This is a genomic window from Salmonella sp. K21076, from assembly GCF_039650795.1.
Lineage (GTDB): Bacteria > Pseudomonadota > Gammaproteobacteria > Enterobacterales > Enterobacteriaceae > Salmonella > Salmonella enterica.
In genome coordinates, this window is the sequence record NZ_JBCLYA010000022.1 from 1 (window position 1) to 12,383 (window position 12,383).

Here is a 12,383-nt window from a genome sequence, read left to right on the forward strand (position 1 = left end):
CCGTAAGTAACGAAGTTTGATGCAAATGTCAGATCGTATGCGCCTGTTAGGGCGCGGCTGGTAAGAGAGCCTTACAGGCGCATCAGAAAAACCTCCGGCTATGCCGGAGGATATTTATTCGAACCTATTTTGCTATCGCTCCTGTTACGCAACTCGTGTAATCTGCCACAATTCATGTTTTAGCGAATTGTCGGCCAAAGGGAGTTGAAATGCTGTTTGGATTTTTCCGTAACCTGTTTCGCGTGCTTTATCGTGTGCGCGTCACTGGCGATGTCCGGGCGCTACAGGGGAACCGGGTCTTAATTGCCCCCAATCACGTTTCATTTATCGATGGTATGCTACTGGCGCTGTTTTTGCCGGTACGGCCTGTCTTTGCGGTATATACCTCCATCAGCCAGCAATGGTATATGCGCTGGTTAACGCCGCTGATCGATTTTGTACCGCTCGATCCCACTAAACCCATGTCCATTAAACACCTGGTGCGTCTGGTGGAGCAGGGGCGTCCAGTGGTGATTTTCCCGGAAGGGCGGATTTCCGTGACCGGCTCGCTGATGAAAATTTATGACGGCGCAGGCTTTGTGGCGGCAAAATCGGGCGCAACCGTCATTCCGCTCCGCATTGACGGCGCGGAGCTTACCCCTTTCAGTCGCCTGAAAGGTCTGGTTAAACGGCGCTTATTCCCCCGCATTCAGCTTCATATTTTACCGCCGACGCAAATACCGATGCCGGAAGCGCCGCGCGCGCGCGACAGACGTAAGATAGCGGGTGAGATGCTGCACCAGATCATGATGGAAGCGCGTATGGCAGTGCGCCCGCGCGAGACGTTATACGAATCGTTGCTGGCGGCGCAATATCGTTACGGCGCGGGTAAAAACTGTATTGAGGACATTAACTTTACGCCGGATACGTATCGTAAGTTACTGACCAAGACGCTTTTTGTTGGCCGGATTCTGGAAAAGTACAGCGTTGAGGGCGAGAAAATCGGTTTAATGCTGCCGAATGCCGCCATCAGCGCGGCGGTGATTTTCGGCGCGGTTTCTCGTCGCCGCATTCCGGCCATGATGAACTACACGGCGGGGGTAAAAGGGCTGACCAGCGCGATTACCGCGGCGGAAATTAAAACGATTTTTACCTCCCGCCAGTTCCTCGATAAAGGTAAATTGTGGCACCTGCCGGAGCAGCTAACGCAGGTTCGCTGGGTTTACCTGGAAGATTTAAAAGCGGACGTCACACCCGCCGACAAGCTGTGGATTTTTGCCCACCTCCTGGCGCCGCGACTGGCGCAGGTAAAACAGCAGCCGGAAGACGCGGCGATTATTCTTTTTACCTCCGGCTCGGAAGGGCACCCGAAAGGGGTGGTGCACAGCCATAAAAGTATTCTGGCGAACGTCGAGCAGATAAAAACGATTGCGGATTTCACCGCCAATGATCGTTTTATGTCGGCGCTGCCGCTCTTTCACTCGTTCGGTTTGACGGTGGGCCTGTTTACGCCGTTGTTGACCGGCGCGGAAGTGTTTCTTTATCCAAGTCCGCTGCACTACCGCATTGTGCCGGAACTGGTCTATGACCGTAACTGTACCGTGCTGTTTGGTACATCAACCTTCCTCGGCAACTATGCGCGCTTTGCCAATCCGTATGATTTTTATCGCCTGCGCTATGTGGTGGCCGGTGCGGAAAAACTTCAGGAGAGCACCAAACAACTGTGGCAGGATAAATTCGGTCTGCGCATTCTTGAGGGCTACGGGGTAACGGAATGCGCGCCAGTAGTCTCGATTAACGTGCCGATGGCGGCTAAGCCTGGCACTGTTGGCCGCATTCTGCCTGGCATGGACGCGCGTCTGCTGGCGGTGCCCGGTATTGAAAACGGCGGTCGGCTACAGCTGAAAGGGCCGAATATCATGAATGGCTATCTGCGCGTGGAAAAACCGGGCGTGCTGGAGGTGCCGTCGGCGGAAAACGCCAGAGGCGAAACCGAGCGCGGGTGGTACGACACGGGCGATATTGTACGCTTCGATGAAAATGGTTTTGTGCAGATTCAGGGGCGCGCGAAACGCTTTGCGAAAATTGCTGGCGAAATGGTCTCGCTGGAGATGGTCGAGCAACTGGCGCTTGGCGTTTCGGCGGAGAAAATGCACGCTACCGCCATTAAAAGCGATGCCAGCAAAGGTGAAGCGCTGGTACTGTTTACGACTGACAGCGAACTCACCCGAGAAAAGTTACAGCACTATGCCCGTGAACACGGTATTCCGGAACTTGCCGTCCCGCGTGATATCCGTTATCTGAAACAGCTTCCCTTGCTTGGCAGCGGGAAACCCGATTTTGTGACGCTGAAAAGTTGGGTGGATGCGCCGGAACAACATCATGAGTGAGTCAGTACGTACTAACACCTCCATCTGGTCGAAAGGGATGCTGTCGGTAATTGTCGCGCAGTTTCTCTCGGCTTTTGGCGATAATGCGCTGCTGTTCGCGACGCTGGCACTGCTGAAAGCTCAGTTTTACCCGGACTGGAGCCAGCCTGTTTTGCAAATGGTGTTTGTGGGCGCTTACATTCTTTTTGCGCCGTTTGTCGGCCAGATAGCGGACAGCTTTGCCAAAGGCCGGGTGATGATGGTCGCCAATGGTCTTAAACTGGCGGGAGCGGCAGGTATCTGCCTCGGCGTAAATCCTTTTGTCGGTTATACGTTGGTCGGGATTGGCGCGGCGGCTTATTCTCCGGCGAAATACGGTATTCTGGGCGAACTGACGACGGGCGATAAGCTGGTGAAAGCCAATGGCCTGATGGAAGCCTCTACGATTGCGGCGATTTTGCTCGGTTCCGTCGCGGGCGGCGTATTGGCCGACTGGCATGTCATCGCCGCGCTGGTTGCCTGCGCGTTGGCCTACGCTGGCGCAGTGGCGGCGAACCTGTTTATCCCGAAGCTTGTGGCGGCGCGTCCAGGACAATCCTGGCGGTTGTCGGCGATGACGCGTAGCTTCTTCTGCGCTTGCGTTGTCCTTTGGCGTAACGGTGAAACGCGTTTTTCGCTGGTGGGGACCGGGCTATTCTGGGGCGCAGGCGTGACGCTGCGTTTTCTGCTGGTGCTGTGGGTGCCGGTGGCGCTGGGCATTACGGATAACGCCACGCCGACTTACCTGAACGCCATGGTGGCGGTAGGCATTGTGGTCGGCGCGGGTGCGGCGGCAAAACTGGTGACGCTGGAGACCGTATCGCGCTGTATGCCCGCTGGGATTTTGATTGGCGTTGTGGTTGCGATCTTCTCATTACAGCACGCATTGCTGCCTGCTTATGCCTTGTTGTTGTTGATAGGTATGCTGGGCGGCTTTTTTGTGGTGCCGCTCAACGCTTTGCTCCAGGAGCGCGGTAAGAAGAGCGTTGGTGCCGGGAATGCCATTGCCGTACAAAATCTGGGCGAGAATAGCGCCATGCTATTAATGCTGGGACTGTACTCGCTGGCGGTGCTGGTTGGCGTTCCGGCAGTGGCGATAGGTATCGGCTTTGGCGTGCTGTTCGCGCTGGCGATCGCGGCGCTGTGGATCTGGCAGCGCCGGCAGGCATCATACTGAGTGAATATGCCGGGCGGCGAGTGCGCGTTATCCGGCTTACATTGTCTCTGTAAGCCCGGAAGCGTAGCGCCACCGGGCACTGACCATCACGGCGCCGGGTAGGTATAAACCTGATGCACCGCCTCTATCTCCGCCAGGACCTCTTCGCTTAACGTCAGATGCAGACTTTCCACATTCGTCTTGAGCTGCGCCATCGTGGTTGCGCCCAGTAACGTACTGGCGACAAACGGCTGGCGGCGAACAAAGGCCAGCGCCATCTGCGCCGGATCAAGATTGTGACGCTTCGCGATATCGACGTAGGCGGCAACGGCTTTTTGTGCCTGTTCGCCGCTGTAACGTGTGAAGCGGCTGAACAAGGTATTCCGCGCGCCTGCGGGTTTGGCCCCGTTCAGGTATTTACCGGTTAATGTGCCAAACGCCAGACAGGAATAGGCGAGCAATTCAACACCTTCATACTGGCTGACTTCCGCCAGTCCGACCTCGTAGCTGCGGTTTAACAGGCTATAGGGGTTCTGGATAGTGACAATACGCGGCAGGTCATGTTTTTCCGCCAGATGCAGATAGCGCATAACGCCAAACGCTGTCTCATTTGAAACGCCAATATAACGAATCTTACCCGCTCGCTGAAACTCACTTAGCGCGTCTAACGTCTCCAGCAGACTTACTACTGGCATGGAGTCCGCCCAGTTATAGCCGAGTTTACCGAAGCAGTTAGTGGGGCGCTGCGGCCAGTGCACCTGATACAAATCCAGATAGTCGGTCTGCAACCGGGTCAAACTGTCGTGTAGCGCTTCGCGAATATTTTTACGATCCAGCGCCTGATGAGGCCGGATGCCTTGATCATTATTACGTGCCGGTCCGCTAACTTTGCTGGCGATGATCAGTTTTTCACGGTTGCCGCGTTTGGCGAGCCAGTTACCGATATAGGACTCCGTCAGCCCTTGTGTTTCCGGGCGCGGCGGTACCGGATACATCTCGGCGGCGTCGATAAGGTTAATGCCATTTGCGATGGTATAGTCGAGCTGTGCGTGAGCGTCGGCTTCGCTGTTTTGTTCACCAAATGTCATTGTGCCCAGCCCTAGCGTACTTACTTCGAGCGAGCTGTGGGGTATACGGTGATAGTGCATAGCCGTTTCCTTTTTATTATGAAGTCAGAAATTCCCGACAAAGGACAATAAAAATGGCAGAGGGAAGGCAAAAGGGAAAGTAAAATTGCAGGCTGCACGGCGTAATTGTTACCGGGCGTGGTCGCCACGCACCGTTACGGGACGCAGCCTGAAGGCTTGCAGAACGCTGACCTCGATCACAGGCCACCGCTTAACGTTCGATGATTTGAGACACTTCGTCACGGTTGATTTGCATCTCGTTTCCCTGTGTATCGGTATAGCTGACCAGACCGGTATCATCGTCAACTTGCGGTTTTCCATCGGTCAGGATCATACGACCATCTTTCGTCGCCATTACATAATCGCTGCTGCATCCGGATACCGCAAAAGCCAACCCTACTGCGGAAATTACAACTGCCCACTTTTTCATCCGTTTTTCCTCACGTAGCCTGCATCTGATAATAGTCTGTTAATCATATGTCTGATAATAGTCTAGTAATAACGCGCAGCTCTGCATGTCGGAAGCAGCAAAATCTTAATCTGTGAGAAGAAAGGAAATAAAGTGAGTATTCGCTCCCCCGGCGGGGGAGCGAGACAGGATTACAGCGGATTCTTTTTATTACGCAACAGGTTCAGGCTCTCTACTGCGATAGAGAAGAACATGGCGAAATAGATATACCCTTTCGGAACGTGAACGTCGAAACTTTCCAGAATCAGGGTAAAGCCAACCAGGATCAGAAAGGAGAGCGCCAGCATTTTTACCGACGGATGACGATCGACAAACTCGCCGATGGGCCGTGCCGCAAACATCATGACACCCACGGCAATAACGACTGCCGCCATCATAATAAACAGATGATCGGAGAGGCCAACCGCTGTGATAACTGAATCAAGGCTGAAAATAATATCCAGCAGCATAATCTGCACTATTGCGCCCAGGAAAGAAGAAACCCGGGTTTTTAACCCTTCTTCTTCGCCTTCGATGGACTCATGGATCTCCTTGCTGGCTTTCCAGATTAAAAATAACCCACCCAGTAACAGAATGAGATCGCGGGCGGAAATCGCTTCGCCGAAAAGCTCAAACAGCGGATTAGTCAGCCGAGTGACCCAGGCGATTGACGCCAGCAGCGCCAGGCGCATAACCATCGCCGCCGCCAACCCAAGCCGCCGTGCGTGGTTCCGTTGCGCCGTAGGAAGTTTTGCTACCACCAGAGAAAGAAAAATAATGTTGTCGATCCCAAGTACAATCTCCAGCAGCGTCAGCGTACCGAGCGCCAGCCAGGCATTAGGATCGGTTATCCATGCAAATAACATCGAACAAAGTCCTGCCAAAAAAAGAAGCGGTAATTATAGGCCCGTCGAGTGACGGGCGAAAGCCCAGGCTGAATTTGCGCAACCAGGAACGGTGTAAAATAGCGGCGACAATACGCTTACGTTTATCCGGCGTCGGCCCGACGCGTAGCCATAGCGGAGGCGCATTTGCGTGTAATGGACGTTACGGATTCTGCAATAAAAAATGGCGAGCCAGCAGCGCCTGCGTAAAATTTTTTTTCAGATAAAATCCACGCGGTAGCGTCAAAATAGGTTCCCCGCGCGCGCCGATAGCCTCGGTGAGCGCCCTGGCATTGGCGGCTTTGGGTCGCAGTTGCAAGACTTCGCCATGGCGGGCGGTAATGCGTTCCACCTGGCCCAGCACTATCATGTCCATCAGCTCTTCCCAGTCGAGGCGTAGCTGCCTGTCCTCTTCTTCACTCGGACTCCAGAGTAGCGGCGAACCTACGCGGCGTTCGGCTAACGGTATGCTGCGATCGCCTTCGACCGGCACCCATAGCACGCGCTTCAATTTATGCCGTACGTGACTTGTCTCCCAGGTCACGCCGCTGTTACCGGTTAACGGCGCCACGCAAACAAAGGTTGTTTCCAGAGGACGACCCAGACTATCCACCGGGATAGTTTTCAGTTCTACGCCTAACGCGGCGAAATCCTGCTCCGGCTTGCTCCCGGCGCTGGCGCCGAGCCAGATCTCCAGCAAGACGCCGATCCAGCCTTTGTCTCGCTTCAAATCTTTAGGCGTGGTAATGCCGGCCATCACCGCCAGCTCGCCTAACGTATAGCCGGAAAGCTGCCGCGCCTGGGCTAACAGCAATGCTTCCGAAGCAGGCGGAGTCAGTAGCGGACAAAGAGCGGACATGACAATTACCTTAGGTCAAAAAATGAGCAGTGTTTTTATACCGTATGGGCAGAGTTTATCTTTTTCTGTGTCTTATATTCAATAGACTGATTTTTATTGCCTTTTTTGTGTTGTTTCTTCGTGTTGCGCAACGCTGAAGCGGGTTTTCCAATTCTGGTCACTAACAATAAACAGGATCTTACACTATGTTATCCACAGAAAGTTGGGATAACTGTGTAAAACCACCACTACTGTTTCCATTTACAGCCTTGACGTGCGACGAAAATCGAAAATTCAGACAAATAGTGCGTAAGTTATTGGCACAATCTGTGGATAAAACCGACGCTGGTTGATCTTTCATCAGCATAAGGATCTTAGATGTGATGCTGGTCACGCTTTATGAAGGTGGCATGTAAGATTTGTCTATAACACAATGAATATAAGGCACTATTTTTACTGTTTTCAGTATGAGGAATTCAGACTGTTCTGGGTTTTCCCGTGGTAATTCCATACTTCTTCACAACTATATCCACAGAAAAGGTGAATAAAATGGCGCAAGGGCGTCATCATCTGTTTATAACTCGGCTATTTACTGTGAGTTATTCAATTGTTATTAGGCTGTGTCACTATTACAGAGTGGTTTACCGCCTCACTGGAGTATGAAACAATCGTTCATATATAAGGTTTATGTTGAGGTAGTCCGGTGATTGATGACGATGGCTACCGCCCAAATGTAGGTATCGTAATTTGTAATCGTCAGGGGCAGGTGATGTGGGCCCGGCGATTTGGTCAGCACTCCTGGCAGTTCCCGCAGGGCGGGATAAATCCAGGGGAGTCGGCAGAACAGGCGATGTACCGGGAACTGTTTGAAGAAGTTGGGTTAAGCCGTAAAGATGTGCGGATCCTTGCTTCTACTCGCAACTGGTTGCGTTACAAGTTACCAAAACGTTTGGTGCGTTGGGACACAAAGCCGGTATGTATCGGCCAGAAACAAAAGTGGTTTCTTTTGCAGTTAATGAGCGCCGACGCCGAAATCAATATGCAAACCAGCAGTACGCCGGAGTTTGACGGCTGGCGCTGGGTAAGTTACTGGTATCCGGTTCGACAAGTGGTGTCATTTAAACGCGATGTCTACCGCAGGGTAATGAAAGAGTTTGCAAGTGTTGTCATGGCGCTTCAGGATAATCCCCCTAAGCTACAAAGCGCGCCTGCTTATCGACGTAAAAGAGGTTAAGCCACGCAAATTATGCTCACTCGCCTGCGCGAAATAGTCGAAAAAGTGGCCAGTGCGCCGCGTCTGAACGAGGCGCTGAATATTCTGGTCACGGATATCTGTCTTGCGATGGATACAGAGGTTTGCTCGGTTTACCTGGCCGATCATGACCGACGCTGTTATTACCTGATGGCGACGCGGGGGTTGAAAAAACCGCGTGGTCGAACCGTTGCGCTTGCGTTTGATGAGGGGATCGTCGGTCTGGTGGGCAGGCTGGCGGAACCCATTAACCTTGCCGATGCGCAAAAACATCCCAGCTTTAAATACATTCCTTCGGTAAAAGAGGAGCGTTTTCGCGCGTTTCTCGGTGTGCCGATCATTCAGCGTCGCCAACTTCTCGGCGTGCTGGTCGTGCAGCAGCGCGAATTGCGCCAGTACGATGAAAGCGAAGAGTCTTTCCTCGTCACGCTCGCTACGCAGATGGCGGCTATCCTGTCACAGTCGCAGGTCACAGCGCTATTCGGGCAATACCGGCAGACGCGAATTCGCGCGCTTCCTGCGGCGCCGGGCGTGGCTATCGCAACGGGCTGGCAAGACGCGACCATGCCGCTGATGGAACAGGTTTACGAAGCGTCTACGCTGGATACCTCTCTTGAACGCGAACGATTGACCGGCGCGCTGGAAGAGGCGGCGAACGAATTCCGACGATACAGCAAACGCTTTGCCGCCGGCGCACAAAAAGAGACGGCAGCCATTTTCGATCTGTACTCACACCTGCTTTCAGACGCCAGACTGCGTCGCGAACTCTTCGCCGAGGTCGACAAAGGCGCTGTTGCGGAGTGGGCCGTTAAAAAAATCATCGAAAAATTTGCCGAGCAATTTGCGGCGCTAACCGATAACTACCTCAAAGAACGTGCGGGAGACTTACGCACGCTGGGGCAGCGGCTGTTATTCCATCTTGATGATTCAGTTCAGGGGCCAAACGCCTGGCCGGAACGTTTTATTCTGGTCGCGGATGAGCTGTCGGCGACCACCCTGGCGGAGCTGCCGCAGGACAGGCTGGCGGGCGTTGTGGTGCGCGACGGCGCGGCAAACTCGCATGCGGCGATTATGGTGCGCGCGCTCGGTATCCCCACCGTCATGGGCGCGGATATCCAGCCTTCGGTGCTACATCGCCGTACGTTGGTGGTGGATGGCTATCGCGGTGAATTACTGGTCGATCCTGAACCCGTGCTTATTCAGGAATATCAGCGGCTCATTAGTGAAGAGATAGAACTCAGTCGTCTGGCGGAGGACGACGTCAATCTTCCCGCCCAACTGAAAAGCGGCGAGCGTATCAAAGTGATGCTGAATGCCGGGCTCAGCCCCGAGCATGAGGAAAAGTTAGGCAGTCGGATCGACGGTATCGGCCTGTACCGTACTGAAATTCCCTTCATGCTGCAAAGCGGGTTTCCCTCGGAAGAAGAGCAGGTGGCGCAGTATCAAGGGATGCTGCAAATGTTTAACGATAAACCGGTGACGCTGCGGACCCTGGATGTGGGAGCGGATAAGCAACTGCCCTATATGCCGATCAGCGAGGAGAACCCGTGTCTGGGCTGGCGCGGGATCCGCATTACGCTGGATCAGCCGGAGATCTTTTTGATCCAGGTCCGCGCGATGCTGCGTGCCAATGCGGCGACTGGCAACCTCAGCATTTTGTTGCCGATGGTCACCAGTATTGATGAAGTCGATGAAGCGCGGCGTCTGATCGAACGCGCCGGGCGCGAGGTCGAGGAGATGATCGGCTATGCGATCCCGAAACCGCGTATCGGCATTATGCTGGAAGTACCATCAATGGTATTTATGCTGCCGCATCTGGCTAACCGGATCGACTTTATCTCGGTCGGCACCAACGATTTAACGCAATATATCCTGGCGGTAGATCGCAACAATACCCGCGTGGCCAGTATTTATGACAGTTTGCATCCGGCTATGCTGCGCGCACTGTCCATGATCGCGCAGGAAGCCGAAAAACATGGTCTCGATCTTCGCTTGTGCGGCGAGATGGCGGGCGATCCGATGTGCGTGGCGATTCTTATCGGTCTGGGATATCGCCATCTTTCGATGAATGGCCGTTCGGTAGCGCGTGTGAAATATCTGCTGCGGCATATCGATTTTGAAGACGCGCAAACCCTTGCCAGACGCAGCCTTGAGGCGCAGATGGCGACCGAAGTGCGTCATCAGGTGGCGGCGTTTATGGAGCGCCGCGGGATGGGGGGATTGATTCGCGGAGGGTTGTAACGACTGGAGCGGGAAAAAGTGACTGTGGATTCACGGCGCAGACAACACGCCTGCAAGATGAAAGACAATGCGTATACATATCTTTTAACGGTAATCGGCATCTCGCTTTTAACCCTTGTGCTATTATTCGCACCTTTGGAGCGTCTGCAACGCGCAGGCGCGCTTATCAATCGCTATCTCTTCAGCGAAATAACAAGAAATTGTGGTGACAGATGACCAGTAGCTATCTGCATTTTCCGGACTTTGATCCGGTCATTTTCTCAATTGGGCCCGTCGCGCTTCACTGGTATGGCTTGATGTATCTGGTGGGGTTCGTTTTCGCGATGTGGTTGGCGGTGCGTCGCGCTAACCGTCCGGGAAGCGGTTGGACCAAAAACGAAGTTGAAAATTTACTCTATGCAGGTTTCCTGGGGGTCTTCCTGGGGGGACGTATTGGCTATGTCCTGTTTTATAACTTCCCTCTGTTTCTGGATAACCCGCTCTATTTATTCCGCGTCTGGGACGGCGGCATGTCCTTCCACGGCGGGCTTATCGGCGTGATACTGGTGATGATTATCTTCGCCAGGCGCACGAAGCGCTCGTTCTTTCAGGTGTCTGATTTTATTGCGCCGTTAATTCCGTTCGGCCTGGGCGCCGGGCGTCTGGGCAACTTTATCAACGGTGAATTGTGGGGGCGCGTCGATCCTGACTTCCGGTTTGCCATGCTCTTTCCTGGCTCACGCGCGGAAGATATTGCGCTGCTGCCGTCACATCCGCAATGGCAGCCTATTTTTGATACCTACGGCGTATTGCCACGCCACCCTTCCCAGTTGTATGAGCTGGCATTAGAAGGCGTGGTGCTGTTTATCATCCTTAATCTCTTTATTCGCAAACCGCGTCCGATGGGCGCAGTCTCCGGATTATTCCTGATTGGCTATGGCGCGTTTCGTATCATTGTTGAATTCTTCCGCCAGCCGGACGCGCAATTTACCGGCGCGTGGGTACAGTACATCAGCATGGGGCAGATTCTCTCTATCCCGATGATTATCGCTGGCGCGATCATGATGGTTTGGGCATATCGCCGCCGCCCGCAGCAACACGTTTCCTGAGGAACCATGAAACAGTATTTAGAACTGATACAAAAAGTGCTGGATGAAGGCACACAGAAAAACGACCGTACCGGCACCGGCACGCTTTCCATTTTTGGCCATCAGATGCGTTTTAACCTGCTGGAAGGCTTTCCTCTGGTGACGACGAAACGCTGCCATTTACGTTCAATTATTCACGAACTGCTATGGTTTTTGCAGGGCGATACCAACATCGCTTACCTACACGAAAATAATGTCACCATCTGGGACGAATGGGCCGATGAGAACGGCGATTTAGGCCCGGTTTATGGTAAGCAGTGGCGTGCATGGCCAACACCGGATGGCCGCCATATCGATCAGATCGCCACGGTCTTGAGCCAGCTTAAAAACGACCCGGACTCTCGTCGTATTATCGTTTCTGCGTGGAACGTCGGCGAGCTGGATAAGATGGCGCTGGCGCCGTGTCACGCCTTTTTCCAGTTTTATGTCGCAGATGGAAAACTCTCCTGTCAGCTTTATCAGCGCTCCTGCGATGTGTTCCTCGGTCTGCCGTTCAACATTGCCAGCTACGCGTTACTGGTGCATATGATGGCGCAACAGTGCGACCTGGACGTCGGCGATTTTGTCTGGACCGGCGGCGACACGCACCTGTACAGCAACCATATGGAGCAGACGCACCTGCAATTAAGCCGTGAACCGCGCGCGCTGCCGAAATTGGTCATTAAGCGTAAACCCGATTCGCTTTTTGACTACCGGTTCGATGATTTCGAAATTGAAGGCTATGATCCGCACCCCGGTATTAAAGCGCCGGTCGCTATCTAAGCGCTGACGATCCTGCCATAACCGACGCCATCGCGCGTCGGTTTTTTTGTCTATGGAAAACCCCCAGCTAGGCTGGGGGTTCCGGAAAGCTTTCAGCTTTAAGCCAGTTATTAAAACCCCTTTTGATTTGTTAAAACATCTTGCGGTCTGGCAACTGCAAA

Annotated in this window: 10 protein-coding genes; 6 read left to right on the forward strand and 4 right to left on the reverse strand. The window is 53.5% G+C overall.

The window, feature by feature from the left end; all coding sequences use genetic code 11:
• The first annotated feature begins 209 nt into the window (after positions 1–209).
• Together aas and lplT are read left to right on the forward strand one after the other, a co-directional pair.
• Positions 210–2,369 carry a bifunctional acyl-ACP--phospholipid O-acyltransferase/long-chain-fatty-acid--ACP ligase gene (aas, locus tag AAYN39_RS07795; protein WP_000896085.1) on the forward strand — a complete coding sequence of 720 codons (2,160 nt, stop codon included), beginning with the start codon at positions 210–212 and terminating at the stop codon, positions 2,367–2,369.
• A complete protein-coding gene (lplT, locus tag AAYN39_RS07800; RefSeq protein WP_000004684.1) occupies positions 2,362–3,564 on the forward strand; it encodes a lysophospholipid transporter LplT in 1,203 nt (400 codons plus the stop codon). Before aas ends, lplT begins: the two co-directional genes overlap by 8 nt.
• Before the next feature lie 86 nt (positions 3,565–3,650).
• Here lplT and AAYN39_RS07805 read toward each other — a convergent pair whose 3' ends face one another.
• The 4 genes from AAYN39_RS07805 to mutH all read right to left on the reverse strand — a co-directional run bounded on the left by AAYN39_RS07805 (position 3,651) and on the right by mutH (position 6,861).
• Positions 3,651–4,691 carry an NADP(H)-dependent aldo-keto reductase gene (locus tag AAYN39_RS07805; protein ID WP_000558970.1) on the reverse strand — a complete coding sequence of 347 codons (1,041 nt, stop codon included), beginning with the start codon at positions 4,689–4,691 and terminating at the stop codon, positions 3,651–3,653.
• A 190-nt stretch (positions 4,692–4,881) separates the two neighbouring features.
• Positions 4,882–5,100 (reverse strand): YgdI/YgdR family lipoprotein, encoded by a 219-nt coding sequence (locus AAYN39_RS07810; protein WP_000758664.1) that lies wholly within the window; start codon positions 5,098–5,100, stop codon positions 4,882–4,884.
• Between the two features lie 170 nt (positions 5,101–5,270).
• On the reverse strand, positions 5,271–5,984 hold the full coding sequence (locus AAYN39_RS07815) for a TerC family protein (RefSeq protein WP_000895635.1): 714 nt from the start codon (positions 5,982–5,984) through the stop codon (positions 5,271–5,273).
• Positions 5,985–6,165: 181 nt separating this feature from the next.
• Positions 6,166–6,861, reverse strand: coding sequence for a DNA mismatch repair endonuclease MutH (gene mutH, locus AAYN39_RS07820; protein ID WP_001274935.1), 696 nt, complete (start codon positions 6,859–6,861; stop codon positions 6,166–6,168).
• Positions 6,862–7,543: 682 nt separating this feature from the next.
• Between mutH and rppH the strand changes: the two genes are divergently transcribed.
• The 4 genes from rppH (at position 7,544) to thyA (ending at position 12,222) form a co-directional block, all read left to right on the forward strand.
• A complete protein-coding gene (rppH, locus tag AAYN39_RS07825) occupies positions 7,544–8,074 on the forward strand; it encodes an RNA pyrophosphohydrolase (RefSeq protein WP_000564481.1) in 531 nt (176 codons plus the stop codon).
• Positions 8,075–8,086: 12 nt separating this feature from the next.
• Positions 8,087–10,333, forward strand: coding sequence for a phosphoenolpyruvate--protein phosphotransferase (ptsP, locus tag AAYN39_RS07830; protein ID WP_000957883.1), 2,247 nt, complete (start codon positions 8,087–8,089; stop codon positions 10,331–10,333).
• A gap of 212 nt (positions 10,334–10,545) precedes the next feature.
• A complete protein-coding gene (lgt, locus tag AAYN39_RS07835; protein ID WP_000204645.1) occupies positions 10,546–11,421 on the forward strand; it encodes a prolipoprotein diacylglyceryl transferase in 876 nt (291 codons plus the stop codon).
• 6 nt (positions 11,422–11,427) lie between these two features.
• A complete protein-coding gene (gene thyA, locus AAYN39_RS07840; protein ID WP_000816222.1) occupies positions 11,428–12,222 on the forward strand; it encodes a thymidylate synthase in 795 nt (264 codons plus the stop codon).
• Positions 12,223–12,383 lie beyond the last annotated feature (161 nt).